Consider the following 22,431-nt stretch of genomic DNA (forward strand, 5'->3'; position numbering starts at 1 on the left):
GGTGCGCAAAATTTCGTGCAGATTACATGATGGCGGCCTTCTCGAAAACCGGATACTTCGTTCCACCATGCGGACACCACCGAGCTGGCTCATGCGGTGAAAGAGGGTCGACCCGGACAGATCAACGACCGTCGACCCGGTGCGAGGGAGCTTCGTTGCCCACAGCGCTTACGGCTCATGCCCGGCGATCACGCAACCGAAACCGCCGAGTAACGATTGGTTATGCGGGACTTTGCATAGACCTTCGTGTGCTCATCCTAGAGCGGTTCCGAAGAGAGTGCCCAGGGCGTACGTCACACCGGCCGCCGCACCGCCGAGCGCGAGCTGCCGCAGACCGCTGAACCACCAGGACCGCGCGGTCACCCGGGCCACCACGGCACCGCAGGCGAAGAGCCCGAGCAGCGCGAGCACCACGGCCGGCCACAGCGCGCTCGCGCCGAGCAGATACGGCAGTACGGGAAGCAGCGCACCGAGCGCGAACGCGCCGAACGACGAGGCCGCGGCCAGCACCGGCGAGGGCAGGTCCCCCGGGTCGATGCCGAGCTCCTCGCGGGCGTGGATCTCCAGGGCCTGCTCGGGGTCCTCGGAGAGCTGCCGCGCCACCTCGCGCGCGAGCGCGGACTCGACACCGCGCGCCATGTACAGCTCGGCGAGCTCCTTCTCCTCGTCCTTCGGATGCTTGCGCAGCTCCCGGCGCTCGACGTCCAACTCGGCCTGGACCAGCTCGCGTTGGGAGGCGACCGAGGTGTACTCACCGGCGGCCATCGAGAACGCACCGGCCGCGAGACCGGCGAGCCCGGTGATGACGATGGTCTGCTGCGACACGGAGCCGCCCGCGACGCCCGTCATCAACGCCAGGTTGGACACGAGCCCGTCCATCGCGCCGAACACGGCGGGCCGCAGCCAGCCGCCGTTGACGTCGCGGTGGGTGTGGTTGTCCCGGTGGGCCTCGTGCAGCGTGGCCTCGTTGTCGATGATCGCCATCGCCCGTGGTGCTCCTTTCCCCTTCAGCCCGGTTCCGTACGCCCGGACTCCCCTCCGAGGCCCTCCCCGGGCCCCTTCACGGACTCGAAAGTACGCCCGAAAAATCGCCCTCGCCAGCAAGGAAGGCCGTACTTACCGGCCCCCGCGGAAGGTCAGGAAAGTCTGCCTCACCAGGGCTTCCGGGCCCGCCTCACCAGCGCTTCCGGGCCGCCTCGTACGACGTCGAAGGAGTGTCGAAGGGGTGACGTCGGCGGCCGTGCGCGGCGTGGACCGCCCGGTGTGGGAAGCATCTGCCATGGCGTCGATTGCATGCGATTTCCCGGTACCCGCACCCGGCGACGCGGCAGAGCTCCGGCCCCGCGCCCGCGGCGCACTGCTCGGCCTCGCGATCGGCGACGCGCTCGGTGCCCCCGTCGAGAACATGAAGCCCTCGGAGATCCGCCGCCGTTGGGGCCGCATCGAGGGCTTCGTCGCCGAGGACCCGGCGGGCACGGACGACACCGAGTACGCGATCTTCTCGGGCCTGCTGCTCGCCCGGCACGGCTCGGCCCTGACCGTGGCGCACGCCGAGAAGGCCTGGCACCGGTGGATCGCGGACGTCGACGAAGGCCCGTTCCGCGGCGCGGGGTTCAGCGAACGCGGCACCCTGGAGAACCTCCGCCGTGGCCTCGCCGCTCCCGTCACCGCACAGCACCGGCACGCCTGGAGCGACGGCCTCGCGATGCGCGCGGCCCCCTTCGGCGTCTTCGCCGCGGGCGACCCGGCCGAGGCGGCCCGCCTGGTCGCCATCGACGGCACGGTCAGCCACGACGGCGAGGGCATCTACGGCGCGCAGGCCATCGCGGCGGGCGTCGCCGCGGCCATGGTGGGCGAGGGCCCGGCGGCCGTCATCGGGGCGGCGCTCTCGGTGATCCCCCTGGACTCCTGGACGTCCCGCTCGCTGCGCCGCGCGGTGGTGGCGGCACCGGGCGGCGACCGCGCGGTCCGCAAGGCGGTGGTGATCGGCGGCTACCCGTGGACGGACCTCGCCCCGGAGGCGGTGGGCCTCGCCTTCGGCGCGTTCGCGGCGGCCCGCGGCGACTTCCGCGAGGCGGTCCTGACCGCGGTCAACATGGGCCGCGACGCGGACACGACGGCGGCACTCGCGGGCGCGCTCGCGGGCGCGCACCGCACGATCACCGCCATCCCCCCGGACTGGGCCCGCACCATCGGCCCGGTCCGCGGCACCTGCCTCCCGTCGATGGCGGGCTACCACGTCCTGGACATCGCGGACCTGCTGACGCCGGAGGAAACGTGACCGCTGACCCAGCTGTGGGCAGGCGTTCCGCAGGGCTGGGGGCACCCCCAGCGGTAGCTGGGGGAGGGTGGGCACAGCCCCACGCGCCGGGTGCCCTGAAGGAGGGGTCCAGCCCAGGACCAGCGAGGGCAACCCAGCCAACCCGCACAAAACTCCAGGGCCTACTCCTCGGCCTCGCCGCAGGCGACGCGGCAGGCTGGCCCGCGGCCAGACACAGAGCGGCCCGCATGCCGGAGTGGACCCGGCGACTGACCCGAGAACTCGACACCTTCGCCGAGCAGAACGCCACCACCACCCTCCCCGTCCCCATCGCCCTCAACCAGCCCCCCGAACCCCTCCGCCTCGGCCCCTCCGACGACGCCGAGTGGGCCGCGTACACCGCAACCGCCGTACTGGCAGCCACAGTTGACGGAGCAACGGACGTACGCGCCGCCATCGACCACCACTGGCAGATCCTCGCCGCCCAGATCGCCGCCGCCGCCGACCGCGCCCCCGAGGTCGAGTCGGCGCAGATCCCGCTGCGGGCACGGATCTCCGTACGCGCCGGGCTCGGCAATCTCGCCACCGGCCTGCGCCCGCCCGCCACCGGGCACGACAACCCGCACTTCTTCGACGACGCGGCCTGCGTACGGGCCGCCGTGCTCGCCGCCGTGCACCCCGGCGCCCCCCAAGCCGCCGCCGAGCTCGCCGAGTTCGACGCCCGGTACACGAACGACGGGGACGGCGTGCACGGCGCCCGGGCGATCGCCGCCGCCGTCGCCGTGGCGCTCGCGCAACCGGACGGGCGGTCCGACGTGGACGAGGTCGTGGACGCCGCCCTCGACCAGCTCCCGCACGAGACCGAGATCGGCCGTAACGCCCGCCTCGCGGTCCACCTGGCCCGGCACGCCGACGAGAACGGCACCTTCGTCCTCGTACCGCTCCTGGAGCACCAGATCGTGGACCACGTCTACAGCTACGGGATCGCCGCCGCCGAGACCGTGCCCGTGGCGCTCGCCCTGGCCACCGCCGCGCGCGGCAGTCTCGCCGAGGCCGTGCCCGCCGCCGCCTGCCTGTCGCGGGTCGCGGACTCGGCGCCGGCCCTCGCGGGCGCCCTGACCGGCGCGCTCGGCGGCGCCGAAGGTGTGCCGAAGAGCTGGCGGGACGCCTGCCGGACCCTGTCGGGCTGTGCGCTGCCCCGGCTCGCGGGGACCGATCTGGTGGAGCTGGGCACCGAACTGGCCGACGTGCTGTCGCGCCCCCGCCACAACTGACCGCTCCGGGTGGACACTCCGCCCCATGACCGACACAACAGACACCACACCCCAGGCCCGCAGGCCCACGCTCGACGAGCGCGTCACCGCGAGCCTCGTCGGCGCCGCGGTCGGCGACGCGCTCGGCGGGCCCGTCGAGGGCTGGACGCCCGAGCAGATCAGCGAACGCCACGGCGGCCGGGTGGGCGGCATCGTCGGCCCCTGGCACGGCGACGACTGGCGTACGGCCCGGCCGATCGCCCCGTACCACAAGGGCGACGGGCACATCACCGACGACACCCTGATGACACACGCGCTGGTCCGCGTCTACGCCACGGTCCGCGACCACCTCGACGCGTACGCGGTCGCCGACCACCTCGTCCCCGACCTGATGGGCACGCCCCGCTGGATCCCCGACCTTGAGGCCGAGGCGCTGCCGCTGCAGCGGATCTTCCTCGCCGAGAAGTGGATCGTGGCCCGCCTGCACTACGGCCACGTCGACCCGCGCGAGGCCGGCACCGGCAACATCGTCAACTGCGGTGCGGCGATGTACATGGCGCCGGTCGGCCTGGTCAACGCGGCCGACCCGCGCGCCGCCTACACCGAGGCCCTGGACGTAGCGGGCGCCCACCAGTCCTCGTACGGCAGGGAGGCGGCCGGGGTGTTCGCGGCGGCGGTCGCGGCGGCCTGCTCGCCCGAGGCCAGCCCCGCCTCGGTCGTGGACGCCTGCCTCCGCCTCGCCAAGGACGGCACGCGCGCCGCGATCGAGGCGGTCTGCGAAGTCGCCGTGCGGCACCAGGACTTCGAGTCCGCGCTTCGCCCGCTGCGCGAGGCCGTCGCCCCCTTCGACACGGTCGGCCCCGACTACCGCGCCCCCTCGCTCGGCGCCCGCCGCCCCTCCCGGCTGCACGCCATCGAGGAACTCCCCATCGCCCTGGGCATGTTGCTGGTCGGCGCGGGCGACTACCGCCGTACGGTGCTCGGCTCCGTCAACTACGGCCGGGACTGCGACTCGATCGCCACGATGGGCGGCGCGATCGCGGGCGCCCTCGGCTCCGGACCGCCGGACGAGTGGGCCAAGCAGGTCGCCGAGGCCAGCCGGCTCGACCTGCACGCCCCGGCGGAGCTGCTCGCGGCGGTGGCCCGCGAGGTGTTCGCCCGCGACCAGGAGCGCAGGGCCGCGCACGCGGACGCCTTCCAGCTGCTCGCGGGCGACCCGGTATGAGTCCGGCCACGGCGCTGCGGCTGACCTGGGTGCAGCCGGAGGACCTGCTCGGCCACGAGCTGCGCCAGGCCGCCGAGGACGGCCGGGACGCACGGGCGGTCGCGGACATCGAGCACCGCTGGCGCAAGGCGGGCGGAGCCCCGGCCCCGGTACGCGCGGGCGCCGCCACCACCCCGGCCACCCCCGAACTCCGCGCCCTGGCCGTCCAACTCCTCGACGAACTGGACGAACTGAACGAACTGGACGAGTCGACACCCCGGGGCCCGTACGCCGAACCCACCGCGCTGCCCGAGATCAGGGCTCTCTGCGGCACCTCCTGGCCCTCCCCCGACCCCGCGGCCGAAGCCTGCCTCGACCGGCTGCACGCCGCCTGGCTGGGCCGCGCCGTCGGCTGCCTGCTCGGCAAGCCCGTCGAGAAACTGCCGCTCACCGGCATCCGCGCCCTCGCCCGCGCCACCGGCAACTGGCCCCTCACCGGCTACTTCACCGCCCACGGCCTGCCCCCCGCGCTCGCCGCCGCCTACCCCTGGAACCGGCGCAGCGCCGCCACCTCGCTCGCCGAGAACATCGACGGCATGCCGGAGGACGACGACCTCAACTACCCATTGCTGAACCTGGAGTTGCTACGGCGGTACGGGCCCGGCTTCACGACCCGTGACGTGGCCGCGCTCTGGCTGGACGAGCTGCCGGCGGGCCGTACGTTCACCGCCGAGCGCGTCGCGTACCGCAATCTCCTCGACGGGGTCGAGCCCCCGCGCACGGCCCGGCGCCGCAACCCGTTCCGCGAGTGGATCGGCGCCCTCATCCGCGCCGACGTGCATGGCCTGACCCACCCCGGCGACCCCGGCGCCGCCGCCGATCAGGCCCACCGGGACGCCTGCCTCACGCACACCGCGAACGGCGTGTACGGCGCGATGTTCGCGGCGGCCACGATCGCCTCGGCCGCGAGCGGCACCGCCGACGTGCACCGCGCGCTGCGCGCCGGGCTCGCCGTCGTACCGCCCGGCTCCCGGCTCGCGCGCGCCGTGCGGCACGGCATCCGGCTCGCCCGTACGCACACGGCGTTCGACACGGTCGTCGACACCCTGCACGCCACGTACGGCACACACCACTGGGTGCACGTCGTGCCCAACGCCGCGCTGCTCGCCGCCGCGCTCACCCACGCCGACGGGGACTTCGACGGCTCGGTGACGCGGGCGGTGTCGGGCGGCTGGGACACAGATTCGGTCGGCGCGACGGCGGGTTCGGTGGCGGGCCTGCTCGCGGGCACCCCGGACACCATCGACACCCGCTGGACGGCTCCCCTCAAGAACCGACTCGCCACATCCGTCGCCGACTTCAACGGCACCAGCTTCGACGAGCTGGCCCGCCTGACGTACACGCAGACCACGCCGCCGCCCTCTCCCAACCCGCCCTCCCCCGTTGTGGGCAATCGTTCCGCTGGGGCGGAACGGGTGGGCACAACGCCACCGCGCCGAGTGCGCTGAACGACAAGCCCTGCACCGGGAGGACCCCGTATGCACACCCCACCCCTGAAACCCCTCCGCGTCCTCGACCTGGCAACCCTCTTCGCCGGCCCCCTCGCCGCCACCATGCTCGGCGACTTCGGCGCCGAGGTGATCAAGGTGGAGCACCCGCGCCGCCCCGACCCCTCCCGCGGCCACGGCCCCGCCAAGGACGGCGTCGGCCTCTGGTGGAAGCTGCTCGGCCGCAACAAGCGCACCGTCACCCTCGACCTCTCCACCGACGGCGGCCGCGCAACGCTCCTGCGCCTCGCCGCCACCGCGGACGTCGTGATCGAGAACTTCCGCCCCGGCACCCTGGAGCGCTGGGGCCTCGGCTGGGACGAACTCAGCGCCGCCAACGAGCGGTTGGTGCTCGCCCGCGTCACTGGGTTCGGCCAGTTCGGCCCGTACTCGCACCGCCCCGGATTCGGCACCCTCGCCGAGGCGATGAGCGGCTTCGCGGCGATCACCGGTGAGCCGGAAGGCCCGCCCACGCTCCCGCCGTTCGGCCTCGCCGACTCCATCGCCGGTCTGGCCACCGCGTACGCGATCATGACCGCGCTCGCCGCGCGCACCGCCACCGGCCGGGGCCAGGTAGTCGACATGGCGATCATCGAGCCGATCCTCACGGTCCTCGGCCCGCAGCCGCTCTGGTACGACCAGCTCGGCTTCGTGCAGCCGCGCACCGGCAACCGCTCCACCAACAACGCGCCCCGCAACACCTACCGCACCGCCGACGACCGCTGGGTGGCCGTCTCCACCTCCGCGCAGTCCATCGCGGAGCGGGTGCTGCACCTCGTCGGCCGGCCCGACCTGATCGACGAGCCCTGGTTCGCGACCGGCACGGACCGCGCCGCGCACGCCGACGTCCTGGACGCGGCCGTCGGCGACTGGATCGCCCAGCGCACCCGCGACGAGGTCATCGCCGCCTTCGAGAAGGCCGAGGCGGCGGTCGCCCCGATCCACGACGTACGGGACGTCCTCGCCGATCCGCAGTACGCGGCCCTCGACTCCGTCACGACGGTCGACGATCCCGAACTCGGCGCGCTCCGTATGCAGAACGTCCTCTTCCGCCTCTCCTCGACACCGGGCGCGATCCGCTGGGCGGGCCGCCCGCACGGCGCGGACACCGACAGCGTCCTGGCCGAACTCGGCCTCGGCGACGAGGAGATCACCGACCTACGAAAGACCGGCGCCGTATGACCACCGACGCGATGTACACCGACGCGCTGACCACCGCCCCCGCACCGGCCCTCACCTGGCTGTACGCACCCGGCGACCGCCCCACCACCGTCGCCAAGGCGCTCGCCTCCGGCGCGCACGCCGTCGTCGTCGACCTCGAGGACGCGGTCGCCCCCGAGCGCAAGGAGTACGCCCGCTCCGCCACCGCCGAGCTGCTCACCGCCCACCACCCGGTGCCGGTGCACGTCCGCGTCAACGCCCTGGACGGCCCGTACGCCGGCGCCGATCTGCTCGCGCTGACAGGCCTTGTGGGCCTCGCGGGCCTGCGGCTGCCGAAGATCACGGACCCCGCCCAGGTGGTCCGGGTCGCCGAACTCACCGACTCCCTGCCGCTGTTCGCCCTGCTGGAATCGGCCCTCGCCATCGAGCGCGCGTACACCCTCGCCACCGCGCACCCCGCCCTGCGCGGCCTCGCCCTGGGTGAGGCGGATCTCCGGGCCGACCTGGGTGCGAGCGACTCCGGCCTGGACTGGGTCCGCTCCCGTGTGGTCTGCGCGAGCCGTGCGGCGGGACTCGCTCCCCCGGCCCAGTCCGTCTTCCCGGACATCCGCGACGTGGACGGCCTCGCCGCGTCCTGTGCCCATGGCCGCGCCCTCGGCTTCCTCGGCCGCGCGGCGATCCACCCGCGCCAGCTGCCGGTGATCGAGCGGGCCTACCTGCCGGATCCGGCGGAGGTCGCGGCGGCGGAGGAGATCGTCAAGGCGGCGGAGTCGGAGTCCGGCGCACTGGCCCTCCCGGACGGCCGTTTCGTGGACGCGGCGGTGGTGCATGCCGCCCGACGCACTTTGACCTTGAGCAATCGCCGGAGGGGCTGATTTTCAGCCCCTCCGGCGATTGAGGAGCGGGGTCCGGGGCGGAGCCCCGAAGCTCCGCAGGATTTCGGGAAGGGGCGGGGAGGGGAGGGGAAAGAAACCCTCAGACCCGCTTGGCGGTACTGGGCCCGTCGGCCCCGTCGGACTCCTCAGACCTCTTGCCCGAGGACTCGGAACCCTCCGAGGACGGCTCGTCCTCAGCCTCCCCGGGCTCGACGATCTCCTCCCGCCCCGGCCGCAGCCGAGCCGACACCACGATGTAGATCACCGCGAGCAGGAAGACCAGGATCGACGTCCACACATTGAGCCGCAGCCCGAGCACGTCGTCCATCTGGACGTCGTCCACGCGCATGTACTCGATCCAGCCGCGCCCCGCGCAGTACGCGGCGACGTACAGGGCGAAGGCCCGGCCGTGGCCCATCTTGAAGCGGCGGTCGGCCCAGATGACCAGGAACGCGACGCCGATGCACCACAGCGACTCGTAGAGGAACGTCGGGTGGTACGTGCCCGGCACCCGGCCGCCGTCGGCGCGGGTGATCTCCAGGGCCCACGGCAGGTCCGTGGCACGGCCGTACAGCTCCTGGTTGAACCAGTTGCCCCAGCGGCCGATGGCCTGGGCGAAGGCGATGCCGGGGGCGACGGCGTCGGCGTACGCGGGGAGCGGGATGCCGCGGCGGCGGCAGCCGATCCAGGCGCCGAGCGCGCCGAGCGCGATGGCGCCCCAGATGCCGAGGCCGCCCTCCCAGATCTTGAGGGCGTCGACGGGGTTGCGGCCCTCGCTGAAGTACAGCTCGTAGTCCGTGATGACGTGGTAGAGCCGTCCGCCGACGAGGCCGAAGGGCACCGCCCACACGGCGATGTCCGCGACCGTCCCGGCACGGCCGCCGCGGGCGATCCACCGGCGGCCGCCGAGCCAGACGGCCACGAAGACGCCGATGATGATGCAGAACGCGTAGCCGCGCAGGGGGATGCCGAAGGGGTCGATCTCACCCTTGGCCGGGCTGGGAATGAAGGCAAGGAGTTCCATGGCGGGGTCGACGCTACCGTGCCGGGCGGGATGCACGGCAATCCGCCCGGCCTAACGGCTCCATAACGGGCCCCGGCCCGCCCACGGCCCTACTTGTTGGCGGCCTGCACCAGCTGCTTGAGCTTCGCCGGCGTCAGCGGGTTCTGCTGGTCGCCGAAGATGTCCTTGCCGTCGAGCTGGACGGTGGGCGTGCCCCGGAATCCGGCCTTCTGGAAGGCCTCGTTGGAGCGGGCCACCCAGCTGTCGTGCTTGCCGTCGTTCACACAGCTCTCGAACGCGGGGGTGTTCAGGCCCTCGACCTTCCCGGCGAGTTCGAGGAGCTTGCTGTTCTGCGCGAACGCGTCGTCGGTTTCCTGCGGCTGGTTCTGGAACAGCACGTCGTGGTACGGCGTGAACTTCCCGGCGTCCTGGGCGCAGGCCGCGGCGTTGGCGGCGCGTACGGAGCCCTCACCGCCCATGTTCCCGTCGATGATCGTGGCGAGGTGGTACTCGACCTTGAGCTGGCCCGCGTCGACGAGTTCGTGGATCGTCTTGCGGTACATGTTCTCGAACTGGGCGCACGCCGGGCAGCGGAAGTCCTCCCAGATCGTGAGGGTCGACTTGGCGCTCTCTTGGCCGACCGGGATGGCCAGACCGTCCTTGCCCATCGCCCCCTTCGGGGCCACGACCGGGCCCGCACTCTCCTTCTCGTCCTTGCCCGCGTTGGCGGCGATCACACCGACGACGGCGGCCAGGCCCAGGACTCCCACCACGGCCGCGGCCACGATCAGTGTGCGGCGCCGCCGCTCCTGCGCCTTCTGCTTCTCGCGCTCGATCGCCAGCCGCTCGCGGGCGGTGCGCTTTCCCTCACGGTTCTTCTCGCTCACACCCCGCAAACGAACCGGGGAGGCATGAGCATGCCTCCCCGGTCCCAGGTCCACCCGTACGAGCGATGAGCCCGCCGAGCCGTTCTAAGCGGCCTGCTAGGACTCCCGCACCCCGCTGCGCACGCCCTGTGCGAGGTCGGCGGCGAGCGCCCGCACCGCGTCGAGGCCGGCGGCCTCGTCCGGGGCGTCGAGCATGGCCTTCACGAAGGCGGAGCCGACGATCACACCGTCCGCGAAGCCCGCGACCTCGGCGGCCTGCCGGGCGTTGGAGACGCCGAGGCCGACGCAGACCGGCAGGTCCGTGGCGGCCGCCGACCGCGTGCGGCGCACCAGGTCGGCGGCCTGCGAACCGACGGACTCACGGGTGCCGGTGACGCCCATGAGCGAGGCCGCGTACACAAAGCCCGAACCGGCCGCGGTGATCGTGGCGAGGCGGGCGTCCTTGCTGCTGGGCGCGACGACGAAGACGGTGCCGAGCCCGTGCTTGTCCGCGTGCTCGCGCCACAGTCCGGACTCCTCGACGGGCAGGTCGGGCAGGATGCACCCGGCGCCGCCCGCCTCGGCGAGCTCGGCGGTGAACCGCTCGACGCCGTAGCGGTCGATGGGGTTCCAGTACGTCATGACGAGGATCGGCTTGCCGGTCGCGGCGTGCGCCTCGCGGACCGTACGGAGCACGTCCTTGATCTTGACGCCGCCGCGCAGGGCGATGTCGTCGGCGGTCTGGATGACCGGGCCGTCGAGCACCGGGTCGCTGTGCGGAAGGCCGACCTCCACGACGTCGGCGCCGGACTCCAGGACCGCCTTGGCGGCCGCGATGCCGCCCTCGACGGTCGGGAACCCGGCCGGCAGGTAGGCGACGAGCGCGGCCCGGCCCTCCGCCTTGGCGGCGGCGAGGGTCTCGCTCAACAGCCGTACGTTCCCGCTCACTTGGCGTCCCCCTCGATCTCGGCGGTGTCGGCGGCGTCGGCCGCGACCTCGGCGTCGGTGCCCTCGTCGTACAGGCCGAAGTAGCGCGCGGCGGTGTCCATGTCCTTGTCGCCGCGGCCGGACAGGTTGACGACGATCAGGCCGTCCTCGCCCAGCTCCTTGCCGACCTCCAGCGCACCGGCCAGGGCGTGGGCGCTCTCGATCGCCGGGATGATGCCCTCCGTACGGGAGAGAAGGCGCAGCGCCCGCATCGCGGCGTCGTCGGTCACGGCCCGGTACTCGCCGCGGCCGCTGTCCTTGAGGTAGGCGTGCTCCGGGCCGATGCCCGGGTAGTCGAGCCCGGCGGAGATCGAGTAGGGCTCGGTGATCTGGCCCTCCTCGTCCTGCAGGACGTACGACCGCGAGCCGTGCAGGATGCCCGGCTCGCCCGCGGTCAGGGTGGCCGCGTGCTCGCCGGTCTCGACACCGTGCCCGGCGGGCTCGCAGCCGATGAGGCGTACGTCGGCGTCCGGGATGAAGGCGTGGAACAGGCCGATCGCGTTGGAGCCGCCGCCAACGCAGGCGACCGCGGCGTCGGGCAGGCGCCCGGCGCGCTCCAGGATCTGCCGGCGGGCCTCGACGCCGATGACGCGGTGGAAGTCGCGGACCATGGCCGGGAAGGGGTGCGGGCCTGCGACGGTGCCGAAGAGGTAGTGCGTCCGGTCGACGTTGGCGACCCAGTCGCGGAACGCCTCGTTGATGGCGTCCTTGAGGGTGCGGCTGCCGGACTTCACGGCGACGACCTCGGCGCCGAGCATGCGCATGCGGGCGACGTTGAGGGCCTGGCGCTGGGTGTCGATCTCGCCCATGTAGATGGTGCAGTCGAGGCCGAAGAGGGCGCAGGCGGTGGCCGTGGCGACGCCGTGCTGACCGGCGCCGGTCTCGGCGATGACGCGGGTCTTGCCCATCCGCTTGGTCAGCAGGGCCTGGCCGAGCACGTTGTTGATCTTGTGCGAGCCGGTGTGGTTGAGGTCCTCGCGCTTGAGGAACACCCGTGCGCCACCGGCGTGTTCGGCGAAGCGCGGCACTTCGGTGAGCGAGCTGGGGCGCCCGGTGTAGTGCACGAGCAGATCGTCGAGCTCGCGCGCGAACTCGGGGTCCTGCTTCGCCTTGTCGTACTCGACGGCGACCTCGTCGACGGCGGCGACGAGCGCCTCCGGAATGAACTTCCCGCCGAAGGCGCCGAAGTAGCCCTGCGGCGTGGGAACTTGGCCGTCCGGATCGGGAATGAAGAACTGACTGGACATGCTGGACATGTGCGACATGCTCCTAGGAGTACGCGATGGGGTGGGCGTGTGGCGCCTGCGGCGGGCTTCTTCCCCACCCCGCCCCTTCCCGAATTCGTCCTGCCGGACAGGCCTCCTCAAACGCCGGAGGGGCTGATTTTCAGCCCCTCCGGCGATTGAGGAGCGGGGGTCTGGGGGCTGGCCCCCAGTTACGGGAAGGGGCGGGGCTGGGGAAGAGACCCCGTCGCCCCGGGCCATCGCATCCCGTTGACCTGACCGGGCTCCGAGCCGATCACGTACCGCACACGCCGCCCGTGCACACGCCGCGCAGGCGCGCGACAGCCCCGGGGCCTGCACCCCGGAGCGAGACGGACGGCGATGGGCATCAGGAACTCAGCTCCGTCCGTGCCGCAGCGCGGGGTGCGCGCCCGCGGCCACGAGGTCCACGACGGCGGCCTTCGGGTCCTTGCCCGTCACGAGGGACTCGCCCACGAGGACCGCGTCCGCGCCGTCGTTGGCGTACGCGATCAGGTCGTGCGGGCCGCGCACGCCGGACTCGGCGATCCGCACGATGTGCGGCGGGATCTCCGGGGCGACGCGGGTGAAGGTCGAGCGGTCGACCTTCAGGGTCTTCAGGTCGCGCGCGTTCACGCCGATGATCTTCGCGCCCGCGTCCACCGCCCGCTCGACCTCCTCCTCGTCGTGCACCTCGACGAGCGGCGTGAGCCCGATGGACTCGGCCCGCTCGATGAGGGAGACGAGGGCCTCCTGGTCGAGGGCGGCGACGATCAGCAGGACGAGGTCGGCGCCGTACGCCCGTGCCTCCCACAGCTGGTACGCCGTGACGATGAAGTCCTTGCGCAGGATGGGGATGTCGACCTTGGCGCGGACGGCCTCGAGGTCGGCGAGCGAGCCGCCGAAGCGGCGCTGCTCGGTGAGGACGGAGATGACGGCGGCGCCGCCCTCCTCGTAGTCGGCGGCGAGTCCGGCCGGGTCGGCGATCGCGGCGAGCGCGCCCTTGGACGGGCTGGAGCGCTTGACCTCGCAGATCACCTTGACGCTGTCGCCGCGCAGGGCGGCCACTCCGTCCTTGGCCCGGGGTGCCTTCGCCGCCCGCTCCTTGAGCTCGTCGAGGCTGACGCGCGCCTGCCGCTCGGCGAGGTCCTCACGCACGCCTTCGATGATCTCGTCGAGCACACTCACGCGAGCGGCCCCCTTCCCTGACGGCTAAGCGAGCTGACTGCACCGGATCCCGTGGATCCGATGGGGAACTGCCCCACCGGGGTGTTTGCGCCAGGGGCGCATTCCGGTAGGCACTGCGATGGTATCCGGACACCGGCGCAGGCTCCGCATCCGGCGGACGGCGGTCCCACTACCTGGACGTTCGCCACGTGGAGTGACCGGTTCCGGGTGGCGGTCACGGCGCCAGCCAGGCGCCGAACGGCAGGTTGCGCACGACGCTGAAGACCGCGAGGACCGCGCCGATCGTCCACAGCTGCGCGGAGCTCGGATTCAGCCGCCAGGCCCGCCCGCGGGCCGACGCGACGGTCCAGGCGATCCAGCCGACGGCGAAGGCGACGAAGCCCACGACGGCCGCCGCGTTGGCGCCGAGCGCGGTCAGGAAGTCGCCGGTGATGAACGCGTGCGCGCTGCGCAGGCCGCCGCAGCCGGGGCAGAGGATCCCGGTGAGCGCGAGCAGCGGGCAGGTCGGGTAGTGACCGGGTTCGTTGGGGTCGACCGAGCCGACGTACGCGAAGGCCGCGGCGACCGAGCCGAGCACGGCGACGGGCACGAGCAGCCGCTTGGCGACGGCGCGCGGGCGCATGTCGGGCGCGGGCGCCGTCGCGTACGGGCCGTACGGGCCGTACGGGCCGCCGGGCGCGGGCTGCCGCGGTGGGTGCGCGGCCGACTGCCTCGGCTGGTGCGCGGCCGACTGCCTCGGCTGGTGCGGGGCCGACTGCCTCGGCTGGTGCGGGGCTGCGGTGCGTTCTGCGGTCACCCCCGCATTCTGCCCTGCCGCCGAGTCACGCGCCCGGGGACGGCCGGGTACGGAACGGGACTTGTGGCCGGCCGTCTCGGGGCCTTCGGCCCGGTCGGGGGCGGGCGCCGCGGGGGCATGGTGGAGGTGCGTCGCCGCCGCCCGGGGCGGGCCCTGTCTTCCGGGCGGCGGCGCGCTGTGCGTCCGTACGGCGCCAGAGCGGATGTCCGCGGACGGACGGGTCCGCGGACAGAAGGCGAGAAGGGGCGGAACCGGTTCTCCCGGTTCCGCCCCTTCTCGTGCTCGCTGTCGGGGAGGCTCAGCTCTCGGCGCTGACGACCACCTGGTGAGCGGCCTTCGGCTGGCCCATGCCCGCGGCGCGCATGGCCATGCCGACCACACCGCCCAGGGCGACGACGATCAGGCCGCCCCAGAAGCCCAGCGGCTGGTTCATCACCATGAACGCACCGGAGATGCAGAAGCCGATGAACGCGATGATGACGCCGGTCCAGGCGGCCGGGGTGTGTCCGTGGCTGCTGCCCGCCATGAGTTGCTCCTCGTGTGCTGAAAGTCGAAAGCTCAGACCCATTGTATGGACCGGTGCGGGGCTGCTTCCGTCCAGCCCCTGAACCGTGGGCAACCTCACCCGGGCGGTGCGGGCCCGATCCGCAGAGACCGGGGAGACGGGCCCTAGTTCGTGGGGTCCTCGCCGCGGTCCAGGGCCTTCCACAGGTCCTCGGGGCGGTCCGGGTCGGTCTTGTCGGCCTTGCCGTGGCCCGTGCCCCGCTCGTACTTGCCGGACATCGCGGGCCAGCTCCCGCCGAAGCGCAGCGCGAGCACCCCGGCGAGCAGCAGCAGGAGGCCGCCGGCCGCGGCCACGAACGGCCAGGGCGTGAACGTGACGGCGTCGATCGTGGCGCCGGCCTGGCCGCTGGCCGTCGCCGCCTTCTCGTCCAGGGCCGCGGGGTCCTGCGCGCCCAGCAGGGCCGCGGCGATCGTGCCCGCGCCGCTGAGGGCGAGCAGGGCCGAGACCAGGACGCGGCCGGTGCGGCGGACCGCGAAGACGGCGACGAGTGCGGCGAGGCCCACGATGGCGAGCGCGGCGGGCACGCCCGTCACATCGCTGCCCTTGGCGACCTGGTGCAGGGCACCGCCCGCCGTGGCGGCGTCACCCTCGGCCCAGGTCTGCCGGGAGGCGAGCAGGGCGACCGCCGCGCCGAGCGCGCCGAGCAGCAGGGCTGCGGCGAGGCTGCGCCGGGCGGCGGGCGCCTTGGTCCGCCGGGATTCTGCGCGGGGCTGGGGTACGGCTGCGGAAGTCACGCCTTCCACTATCCCTCACGGCCTCCGCGATCACTCAGGCGGTTGGCGCTGTGCACCGCGCGCAGCACCGCCGCCGCCTTGTTCCGGCATTCGGTGTCCTCGGCGACCGGGTCGGAGTCCGCGACGACACCCGCTCCTGCCTGGACGTACGCCGTGCCGTCGCGGAGCAGGGCCGTACGGATGGCGATGGCGGTGTCGGAGTCGCCCGCGAAGTCGAGGTATCCCACACAGCCGCCGTAGAGGCCGCGGCGGGAGGGCTCCAGCTCGTCGATGATCTGCATCGCGCGGGGCTTGGGGGCGCCGGAGAGGGTGCCCGCGGGGAAGCAGGCCGTGAGGACGTCGAACGCGGTGTGGCCGTCGGCGACCTGGCCGGTGACCGTCGAGACGATGTGCATCACGTGCGAGTACTTCTCGATCGACATGAAGTCGACGACCTCGACGGAGCCGGGGGTGCAGACCCGCCCCAGGTCGTTGCGCCCCAGGTCGACCAGCATCAGGTGCTCGGCGCGCTCCTTGGGGTCGGCGAGGAGTTCCTCGGCGAGCGCCTGGTCCCGCTGCGGGGTGGTGCCGCGCGGCCGGGTGCCCGCGATGGGGTGCAGCATCGCCCGGCCGTCCTCGACCTTGACGAGAGCTTCGGGCGAGGAGCCCACTACGTCGAAGCCGTCGAACCGGAAGAGGTACATGTACGGCGAGGGGTTGGTGGCGCGCAGGACGCGGTAGACGTCCAACGCGCTTGCCGGACAGGGGGTTTCGAAGCGCTGCGAGGGCACGACCTGGAAGGCCTCGCCGGCCCTGATGCGCTCCTTGATGTCCTCGACGGCGTCCTGGTACTCGGCGCCGCCCCACAGGGCCGTGAACTCGGGCAGCGCGGCGTCCGGCAGGGAGGAGGGGTGCTGGGCGACGGGCCGGGCGAGGTCGGCCTCCATGGCGTCGAGGCGGGCGAGCGCGTCCGCGTAGGCCTCGTCGACGCCGGTGTCGAGGTCGTTGTGGTTGATGGCGTTGGCGATGAGCAGGACCGAGCCGTCCCAGTGGTCGAGGACCGCCAGGTCGCTGGTGAGGAGCATGGTCAGCTCGGGCAGCTTCAGGTCGTCGCGCTCGCCGGGGCCGATCTTCTCCAGGCGGCGCACGACGTCGTACCCGAGATAGCCGACCATGCCGCCGGTGAACGGGGGCATGCCGTCGTCGTGCAGGTCGCGGGGGGTGTGCAGGGCCTCGACCGTGGCGCGCAGGGCCTTCAGCGGGTCGCCCTCGGTGGGCACGCCGACGGGGGCGCCGCCCAGCCAGTGCGCCTGGCCGTCGCGCTCGGTGAGGGTGGCGGAGCTGCGCACGCCGACGAAGGAGTACCGGGACCAGGACCTGCCGTTCTCCGCGGATTCGAGGAGGAACGTGCCGGTGCGCTCGGCGGCGAGCTTGCGGTACAGGCCGACCGGGGTGTCGCCGTCGGCCAGGAGTTTGCGGCTCACGGGGATGACGCGGCGGTCGGCGGCGAGCTTGCGGAAGGTGTCGAGATCCATGCGATCCATGTCGGCCGACCCTACTGACCGGCGGGGCCGGGCTGCTCCACCGGCGTGCTGACCGGCAGCACATCGGCGTCGAAGCAGGTGCGGGCGCCGGTGTGGCAGGCGACGCCGACCTGGTCGACCTGGACGAGGACGGTGTCGGCGTCGCAGTCGAGCGCCACGGACTTCACGTGCTGGAAGTGGCCGGAGGTGTCGCCCTTCACCCAGTACTCCCCGCGGCTGCGGGACCAGTAGGTGCAGCGGCCGGTGGTGAGCGTGCGATGCAGCGCCTCGTCGTCCATCCAACCGAGCATCAGCACTTCGCCGGTGTCGTACTGCTGGGCGATCGCGGGCACGAGGCCGTCGGCGCCGCGCTTGAGGCGGGCGGCGATGGCGGGGTCGAGGTTGCTGCTCATGGGCCCATTGTGCCGGGTGACGCGGAGGGGGCGGCGCGGTTGTCCACAGGGTGAACGTCGCAGTCATACGAATGCCCGGCCCCTGTGGAAACGAGTGGGCGCCGTTCGGCGCACGGGCTTAGCCTTGCAGCATGTCGACCCATGCCAAGCGTGAACGGCTGCTCCTGGCGGACCTGTTGGAGGCGGCGGGCCCGGAGGCTCCCACCCTGTGCGAGGGCTGGACCGCCCGGGACCTGGCGGCCCATGTGGTGGTGCGCGAGCGGCGTGCCGACGCCGCGGGCGGCCTCCTCGTCAAGGCCCTGGCCGGCCGCCTGGAGAGAGTGATGGCGGAGTTCACGGAGAAGCCGTACGAGGAGCTGATCCAGCTGATCCGCACGGGCCCGCCGCGGTTCTCGCCGTACGCCGTGAAGCAGCTGGACGAGGCGGCGAACGCGGTGGAGTTCTATGTGCACGCCGAGGATGTGCGCCGGGCGCAGGAGGACTGGAGCCCGCGGGAGCTCGACCCGGTGTTCGCGGACACGCTGTGGTCGCGCCTCGAGAAGATGGCCCGGGTCCTTGGCAGACAGTCGCCGACGGGTCTGGTGCTGCGGCGCCCGGACGGCCGCACGGCGGTGGCCCACCGCGGCACGCCGGTGGTGACGGTCACCGGGGAGCCGGGTGAGCTGACGATGTTCCTCTTCGGCCGCCAGGACCACGCGCGCGTGGAGCTCGACGGCGACAAGGAAGCGATCCAACTCCTGCACGGCGCCAAGCAGTTGGGGCTCTGAGGGGTAGGGCGCGTCCGTAGAGCCCCTCCCCCGGCCTCCGGCCGGGAGGGGCCCCCAAGCCCCGCCCTGGTGAAGGACGCCCTGCTCACCAGCGCACGGGCAGGGTCCGTACGCCGCGCATCAGGAGACCGGGCACCCACGGCAGTGCGGCCTCGTCCGCGTCGAGGGTGAGGCCGGGGCAGCGCTCCAGGAGGGCGCGGACGGCGATGCGGCCTTCGAGGCGGGCGAGCGGGGCGCCGAGGCAGTAGTGCAGGCCGTGGCCGAAGGCGATGTGGCCTCGGGCGTCCCGGCGGATGTCGAAGCGGTCGGGTGCGGCGAAGCGCGCCGGGTCGCGGTCGGCGTCGGCGAGGGCGACGAGGACGACGGCACCGGCGGGGACAGGGCTGTCGCCCACGGTGACGGGTTCGGTGGTCCAGCGGGGTGTGGCGGTCTCGACGGGGCCGTCGTAGCGGAGCATCTCCTCGATGGCGCCGTCGAGCAGCCCGTCCGGGTCGGCGCGCAGCAGTTCCAGCTGGTCGGGGTGGGCGAAGAGGGCGCGCAGACCGTTGCCGATGAGGTTGACGGTGGTCTCGTGGCCGGCGATGAGCAGCAGGAAGACCATGCCGATCAGCTCGTCGCCGGAGAGCCGGTCGCCGCCTTCGTCGACGGTGTGGACGAGCGCGCTGAGCAGGTCTTCCTCGGGCCGTTCGCGTTTGGCCGCGGTGAGCCGGCGCAGGTAGTCGACCATGTCCCGGTAGGTCGCGTGGAGCCGGCCCTGTTCGGTGGGGGCGACGACCTCGTTGGACCAGGCGCGGAAGGCGTCCCGGTCGGCCGCGGGGACGCCGAGGAGTTCGCAGATGACGGTCATCGGCAGCGGGTAGGCGAGGGCGGCGATCAGATCGGCGCGGCGGGCGCCGCCGTCGAGCATCGCGTCGAGGAGCGCGTCGGTGATCCGCTGGACGCGCGGGGCGAGACCGGCGATCCGCCGCGGGCTGAATTCGCGGGCGACGAGCTTCCGGAGCCGGGTGTGGTCCGGGGCGTCGCGCAGCAGCATGTGGGTGAGGGCCGGGCTGTCGGCGCCGTCCTTCCCGAAGGGGTGCATCGCCGGGTCGACCTTGCGCAGGTCGCGGGTGAGCCGCGGATCGACCAGCGCGGCCCGGCAGGCCTCGTGCCCGACCACGATCCACAGTTCCTCGCCCTCCGGGGTCCGTACGTGGTGGACGGGGCCCTCGGCGCGCAGCGCCGCGTACACGGGGTAGGGGTCGCGGACGAAGTCGGGGCCGAGTTCCTTGAGATCCAGTACGGGGGCCGGTGACATGACGCTCCTCACGGGACGTACAGCTCGTCTCGCTCGGACGCTACCCGCGCGGCGGTCCGCGCGCCGCTCTCTTTCGGCCGGGTCCGAAGGTTGTCCGGCAGGGCGAACTGGCCAGTTCTGGCGGGGAGTCCAGGCATGCCAAGCTGCCGCTCATGACGAAGACTCCTGATTCGACGACTCCTGATTCGACGACTCGTACTTCGACAACTCCTTCGACTCCGGCTTCGACCCCCTGGACCATCGCCGTGCTCGGGCCCGGCGGGGTCGGCGGCCTCGTGGCCGGGCTGCTCGCGCGGGCCGGGCACCGCGTGATCTGTCTGGCGCGCGAGGAGACCGCCGCCGTCCTCGCCGAGCGGGGCCTGACCGTGCGCAGCGGCACGTTCGGGGACTTCACCGCGCGCGTGCAGGCGGACACCGAACTGCGGGAGCCTGTCGACGCGTTGATCGTCGCGCCGAAGGAGACCGGCCTGCGGTCGGCGCTCGAGCGGGTGCCGCGCGAGGCCCTCGGCGCGGGCCTCGTCGTCCCCCTCCTGAACGGCTTCGAGCACGTCGACGTGTTGCGCGGGCGCTACCCGGCCGAGCAGGTCGTACCGGGCACGATCCGGGTCGAGTCCACGCGGGTGGGGCCCGGGGTGATCGAGCACGGCGGGCTCAGCGCCCGGATCGAGCTGGCCAGTTCGACCGTGCCGCACGCGCGCGTGGAGGCGTTCGCCGAGGTGCTGCGCGGGGCCGGGCAGCAGGTGGACGTACTACCGGACGAGACGGCGATGCTGTGGGGCAAGCTGTCGTTCCTGCTGCCGATGGCGCTGCTCTCGACGCGGTACGGGGTGCCGGTCGGCGAGGTGCGTACGGTGCACCGGGACCGGATGCTGGCCGTGATCGGGGAGTTCGCCGAGGTGGCCGCGGCGCAGGGGGCACCCCCCGACGTACCGGCGCTGCTGAAGTTCGTGGACGCGGTGCCGGAGGCGACGCGGTCGTCGATGCAGCGGGACGCCGAGGCGGGCCGGCCGATCGAGGTCGACGCGATCGGCGGGGCGCTGCTGCGCGCGGCGGACCGGCACGGCATCGACGTCCCCGAGACGGCGGCGCTGGTCGCGGAGGTGGAGCGGCTGGGCGGTTGACGCGTCGAGCGGCTCGCCGGGGAGGGACTCCGCGGACGCGGCCGAGGGGGCGTCTCCCCGATCTTCGCGGATCAGACCGCGGCGACTGGTGGTGCTCTGGGGGTCCCCTCGGCCGGAGGCTGGGGGAGTGCGCCCGGATCGCCCTCGTACTGCACGTACTTGGGTGATTCGGGCGTGCGGCGAGTGGGGTCCCCCAGGCGAAGGCTGGGGGAGCGTGCCTGGGGGCACCTCCCGGCCGGAGGCTGGGGGAGTCGCGGGCCCACGAAGATCGGGACCCCTAGGCCGTCGACCGGCTGGGCGCAGGGGCAGGTGCGGGCGGTGTGCCGGGGCCGGGCAGGGACGCGCGGCGTAGCGCGGGCGACAGGGAGCCGACGATCGCGCCGCTCGCGCTGATCGCCCCGCCGATCAGGAACATCGGCCCCACCCCGAAGGCCCCGGCCGCCGCGCCGAACAGCGGGAAGGCGAGCGGGGCGATGCCCACGTGGGTCAGGGCGTTCACGGCGGCGACCCGGCCCTGGAACGCGGCCGTGGTGTGGGTCTGGATCAGCGCACCGGCGAGCCCGCCGCACAACCCGCTGAGCAGACCCGCGCCGAGCGCGACGGCTGTGGCGCCGGGGACGGTCGGCAGGACGCCGATGGCGCCGATGGCCGCGGAGGCGACGACGAGCAGGACGTTCTGGGCGACGCCCGCGCGCCGGAACCGTCCGCGCACCGTCAGGGCGAGCCCGCTGATCCCGGCGCCGACACCGAACGCGGCCAGGATCCAGCCGATGCCCGCCGCGTCCCAGCCCCGCTCGGCGGCGAGCAGGACGCCGCCGACCTGAAGCGGCGGCACGATCCCGAACTGGCTGAGCGCGCCGGACAGGACCAGGGGGCCGACGATCGGATGGCGCCGGATGTAGCCGAGGCCGTCCGTCAAGTCCCGCCAGGGGGTGGTGGGTTGGGCCGCCTTGTCGTCGGGCGGCAGGGGTCCGATGCGTACGAAGAAGAGCAGGACGAGCGAGAGGACGAAGAGGCCGCCCGCGACGGCGAAGGCCGCCGCGCTCTGCCCGTACGCCATGGCGAATCCGGCGAGCGGCGGTCCCGCGGTGGTGCCGACGCGGGTCAGGAGCATCCGCAGGCCCTGGACGCGGACGAATTGATCGGGGCTGGTCAGGCGGGGTGCGAGCGCGCCGACCGCGGGCATGAACAGCGCGTCCACGACGCCGAAGGCGAGGGCGACCACGACGAGCAGCCAGAGCCCCGGCCGCGCGAGCCACAGGGCCGCGGCGACGCCGAGGATCATCAGGGCGCGGGCCGCGTCGGAGCCGATGACGACGCGGCGCGGGTCGAATCGGTCGGCGACCACTCCCCCGACGAGCATCAGGATCGCCCGCGGCACGGCCCCCACGGCCATCACAAGCCCGACCTGCGCGGGCCCGGCGACCTGGGCGGCGGCCCAGCCGAGCGCCATGAAGTAGACGCTGTCGCCCATCACGGAGAGGCCGTACGCGCACAGCCAGCGCAGGACGTGGGGGTCGCGGTGGGCGGGGCAGGGTCTGCCGGTGCGGGCAGCGGAGTCGGCTGGGGTCACACGGCCGGATGATGCGCCCGACTCCGGTGCGGTGCAAGCGATTTCTCCCCTGACCCGCCCCTTCCCCAAAGTCCTCGC

22 protein-coding genes are annotated in these 22,431 nt (G+C 73.3%); 8 read left to right on the plus strand and 14 right to left on the minus strand.

Annotation, left to right across the window (positions count from 1 at the left end; genetic code table 11):
- Positions 1 to 252: 252 nt before the first annotated feature.
- The gene (locus QIT00_RS28225) at positions 253 to 984 is read right to left on the minus strand and encodes a VIT1/CCC1 transporter family protein (RefSeq protein WP_282538241.1); all 732 of its coding nucleotides are present in this window, start codon (positions 982 to 984) and stop codon (positions 253 to 255) included.
- Between the two features lie 295 nt (positions 985 to 1,279).
- Here QIT00_RS28225 and QIT00_RS28230 point away from each other — a divergent pair, with 295 nt between their 5' ends.
- Genes QIT00_RS28230 through QIT00_RS28255 form a run of 6 tightly spaced genes read left to right on the plus strand, consistent with a single transcriptional unit; the run spans position 1,280 to position 8,300 of the window.
- Positions 1,280 to 2,281 (plus strand): ADP-ribosylglycohydrolase family protein, encoded by a 1,002-nt coding sequence (locus QIT00_RS28230; RefSeq protein WP_282538242.1) that lies wholly within the window; start codon positions 1,280 to 1,282, stop codon positions 2,279 to 2,281.
- Positions 2,278 to 3,534 (plus strand): ADP-ribosylglycohydrolase family protein, encoded by a 1,257-nt coding sequence (locus tag QIT00_RS28235; protein WP_456316493.1) that lies wholly within the window; start codon positions 2,278 to 2,280, stop codon positions 3,532 to 3,534. The genes QIT00_RS28230 and QIT00_RS28235 overlap by 4 nt, the downstream gene beginning before the upstream one ends.
- A gap of 25 nt (positions 3,535 to 3,559) precedes the next feature.
- On the plus strand, positions 3,560 to 4,738 hold the full coding sequence (locus QIT00_RS28240; protein WP_282538243.1) for an ADP-ribosylglycohydrolase family protein: 1,179 nt from the start codon (positions 3,560 to 3,562) through the stop codon (positions 4,736 to 4,738).
- Positions 4,735 to 6,225 carry an ADP-ribosylglycohydrolase family protein gene (locus QIT00_RS28245; protein ID WP_282538244.1) on the plus strand — a complete coding sequence of 497 codons (1,491 nt, stop codon included), beginning with the start codon at positions 4,735 to 4,737 and terminating at the stop codon, positions 6,223 to 6,225. Before QIT00_RS28240 ends, QIT00_RS28245 begins: the two co-directional genes overlap by 4 nt.
- A 30-nt stretch (positions 6,226 to 6,255) precedes the next feature.
- Positions 6,256 to 7,446, plus strand: coding sequence for a CaiB/BaiF CoA transferase family protein (locus QIT00_RS28250; RefSeq protein ID WP_282538245.1), 1,191 nt, complete (start codon positions 6,256 to 6,258; stop codon positions 7,444 to 7,446).
- On the plus strand, positions 7,443 to 8,300 hold the full coding sequence (locus tag QIT00_RS28255; protein WP_282538246.1) for an HpcH/HpaI aldolase/citrate lyase family protein: 858 nt from the start codon (positions 7,443 to 7,445) through the stop codon (positions 8,298 to 8,300). The genes QIT00_RS28250 and QIT00_RS28255 overlap by 4 nt, the downstream gene beginning before the upstream one ends.
- 100 nt (positions 8,301 to 8,400) lie before the next feature.
- Here QIT00_RS28255 and lgt read toward each other — a convergent pair whose 3' ends face one another.
- From lgt to hisI, 11 genes are all read right to left on the minus strand, one after another.
- On the minus strand, positions 8,401 to 9,324 hold the full coding sequence (lgt, locus tag QIT00_RS28260) for a prolipoprotein diacylglyceryl transferase (protein WP_282538247.1): 924 nt from the start codon (positions 9,322 to 9,324) through the stop codon (positions 8,401 to 8,403).
- Positions 9,325 to 9,413: 89 nt separating this feature from the next.
- Positions 9,414 to 10,190 carry a DsbA family protein gene (locus QIT00_RS28265; protein ID WP_282538248.1) on the minus strand — a complete coding sequence of 259 codons (777 nt, stop codon included), beginning with the start codon at positions 10,188 to 10,190 and terminating at the stop codon, positions 9,414 to 9,416.
- Between the two features lie 96 nt (positions 10,191 to 10,286).
- Positions 10,287 to 11,117 (minus strand): tryptophan synthase subunit alpha, encoded by an 831-nt coding sequence (gene trpA, locus QIT00_RS28270; protein WP_282538249.1) that lies wholly within the window; start codon positions 11,115 to 11,117, stop codon positions 10,287 to 10,289.
- Complete coding sequence (gene trpB / locus QIT00_RS28275; RefSeq protein ID WP_282538289.1) at positions 11,114 to 12,403, minus strand: tryptophan synthase subunit beta; 1,290 nt, start codon at positions 12,401 to 12,403, stop codon at positions 11,114 to 11,116. The genes trpA and trpB overlap by 4 nt, the downstream gene beginning before the upstream one ends.
- A gap of 188 nt (positions 12,404 to 12,591) precedes the next feature.
- On the minus strand, positions 12,592 to 12,768 hold the full coding sequence (trpM, locus tag QIT00_RS39020; RefSeq protein WP_408909869.1) for a tryptophan biosynthesis modulator TrpM: 177 nt from the start codon (positions 12,766 to 12,768) through the stop codon (positions 12,592 to 12,594).
- Positions 12,769 to 12,775: 7 nt separating this feature from the next.
- Complete coding sequence (trpC, locus tag QIT00_RS28280; RefSeq protein ID WP_282538250.1) at positions 12,776 to 13,585, minus strand: indole-3-glycerol phosphate synthase TrpC; 810 nt, start codon at positions 13,583 to 13,585, stop codon at positions 12,776 to 12,778.
- 214 nt (positions 13,586 to 13,799) lie between these two features.
- Entirely contained in the window at positions 13,800 to 14,381 is a 582-nt protein-coding gene (locus QIT00_RS28285) for a DUF2752 domain-containing protein (RefSeq protein ID WP_408909870.1), read from the minus strand.
- A gap of 298 nt (positions 14,382 to 14,679) precedes the next feature.
- The gene (locus QIT00_RS28290) at positions 14,680 to 14,907 is read right to left on the minus strand and encodes an HGxxPAAW family protein (RefSeq protein ID WP_282538251.1); all 228 of its coding nucleotides are present in this window, start codon (positions 14,905 to 14,907) and stop codon (positions 14,680 to 14,682) included.
- A 143-nt stretch (positions 14,908 to 15,050) separates the two neighbouring features.
- Positions 15,051 to 15,689 (minus strand): TIGR02234 family membrane protein, encoded by a 639-nt coding sequence (locus QIT00_RS28295; RefSeq protein ID WP_282538252.1) that lies wholly within the window; start codon positions 15,687 to 15,689, stop codon positions 15,051 to 15,053.
- The gene (locus QIT00_RS28300; protein ID WP_282538291.1) at positions 15,689 to 17,194 is read right to left on the minus strand and encodes an anthranilate synthase component I; all 1,506 of its coding nucleotides are present in this window, start codon (positions 17,192 to 17,194) and stop codon (positions 15,689 to 15,691) included. Before QIT00_RS28300 ends, QIT00_RS28295 begins: the two co-directional genes overlap by 1 nt.
- A 20-nt stretch (positions 17,195 to 17,214) precedes the next feature.
- Positions 17,215 to 17,595 (minus strand): phosphoribosyl-AMP cyclohydrolase, encoded by a 381-nt coding sequence (gene hisI, locus QIT00_RS28305; protein ID WP_282538253.1) that lies wholly within the window; start codon positions 17,593 to 17,595, stop codon positions 17,215 to 17,217.
- Between the two features lie 131 nt (positions 17,596 to 17,726).
- Between hisI and QIT00_RS28310 the strand changes: the two genes are divergently transcribed.
- Positions 17,727 to 18,362 carry a TIGR03085 family metal-binding protein gene (locus tag QIT00_RS28310; RefSeq protein WP_282538254.1) on the plus strand — a complete coding sequence of 212 codons (636 nt, stop codon included), beginning with the start codon at positions 17,727 to 17,729 and terminating at the stop codon, positions 18,360 to 18,362.
- Between the two features lie 85 nt (positions 18,363 to 18,447).
- Here QIT00_RS28310 and QIT00_RS28315 read toward each other — a convergent pair whose 3' ends face one another.
- Positions 18,448 to 19,659 carry a cytochrome P450 family protein gene (locus tag QIT00_RS28315; RefSeq protein WP_282538255.1) on the minus strand — a complete coding sequence of 404 codons (1,212 nt, stop codon included), beginning with the start codon at positions 19,657 to 19,659 and terminating at the stop codon, positions 18,448 to 18,450.
- A 152-nt stretch (positions 19,660 to 19,811) separates the two neighbouring features.
- Here QIT00_RS28315 and QIT00_RS28320 point away from each other — a divergent pair, with 152 nt between their 5' ends.
- The gene (locus tag QIT00_RS28320; RefSeq protein WP_282538256.1) at positions 19,812 to 20,780 is read left to right on the plus strand and encodes a ketopantoate reductase family protein; all 969 of its coding nucleotides are present in this window, start codon (positions 19,812 to 19,814) and stop codon (positions 20,778 to 20,780) included.
- A gap of 277 nt (positions 20,781 to 21,057) precedes the next feature.
- Here the strand turns inward: QIT00_RS28320 and QIT00_RS28325 are convergent, their stop codons facing one another.
- A complete protein-coding gene (locus QIT00_RS28325; protein ID WP_282538257.1) occupies positions 21,058 to 22,353 on the minus strand; it encodes an MFS transporter in 1,296 nt (431 codons plus the stop codon).
- Between the last annotated feature and the right edge of the window lie 78 nt (positions 22,354 to 22,431).

Source organism: Streptomyces luteolus, from assembly GCF_029968015.1.
Classification (GTDB): Bacteria; Actinomycetota; Actinomycetes; order Streptomycetales; family Streptomycetaceae; genus Streptomyces; species Streptomyces luteolus.

Bases quoted from the DNA above. Each gene is read 5' to 3' on its own strand.
- trpB (WP_282538289.1), bottom strand. From the start codon at position 12,403: ATGTCCAGTCAGTTCTTCATTCCCGATCCGGACGGCCAAGTTCCCACG.
- hisI (WP_282538253.1), bottom strand. From the start codon at position 17,595: ATGAGCAGCAACCTCGACCCCGCCATCGCCGCCCGCCTCAAGCGCGGC.
- QIT00_RS28250 (WP_282538245.1), top strand. From the start codon at position 6,256: ATGCACACCCCACCCCTGAAACCCCTCCGCGTCCTCGACCTGGCAACC.
- QIT00_RS28320 (WP_282538256.1), top strand. From the start codon at position 19,812: ATGACGAAGACTCCTGATTCGACGACTCCTGATTCGACGACTCGTACT.
- trpM (WP_408909869.1), bottom strand. From the start codon at position 12,768: ATGCCCATCGCCGTCCGTCTCGCTCCGGGGTGCAGGCCCCGGGGCTGT.
- QIT00_RS28255 (WP_282538246.1), top strand. From the start codon at position 7,443: ATGACCACCGACGCGATGTACACCGACGCGCTGACCACCGCCCCCGCA.
- QIT00_RS28315 (WP_282538255.1), bottom strand. From the start codon at position 19,659: ATGTCACCGGCCCCCGTACTGGATCTCAAGGAACTCGGCCCCGACTTC.
- QIT00_RS28230 (WP_282538242.1), top strand. From the start codon at position 1,280: ATGGCGTCGATTGCATGCGATTTCCCGGTACCCGCACCCGGCGACGCG.
- QIT00_RS28310 (WP_282538254.1), top strand. From the start codon at position 17,727: ATGTCGACCCATGCCAAGCGTGAACGGCTGCTCCTGGCGGACCTGTTG.
- QIT00_RS28300 (WP_282538291.1), bottom strand. From the start codon at position 17,194: ATGGATCTCGACACCTTCCGCAAGCTCGCCGCCGACCGCCGCGTCATC.
- QIT00_RS28225 (WP_282538241.1), bottom strand. From the start codon at position 984: ATGGCGATCATCGACAACGAGGCCACGCTGCACGAGGCCCACCGGGAC.
- QIT00_RS28290 (WP_282538251.1), bottom strand. From the start codon at position 14,907: ATGGCGGGCAGCAGCCACGGACACACCCCGGCCGCCTGGACCGGCGTC.
- lgt (WP_282538247.1), bottom strand. From the start codon at position 9,324: ATGGAACTCCTTGCCTTCATTCCCAGCCCGGCCAAGGGTGAGATCGAC.
- QIT00_RS28240 (WP_282538243.1), top strand. From the start codon at position 3,560: ATGACCGACACAACAGACACCACACCCCAGGCCCGCAGGCCCACGCTC.
- QIT00_RS28245 (WP_282538244.1), top strand. From the start codon at position 4,735: ATGAGTCCGGCCACGGCGCTGCGGCTGACCTGGGTGCAGCCGGAGGAC.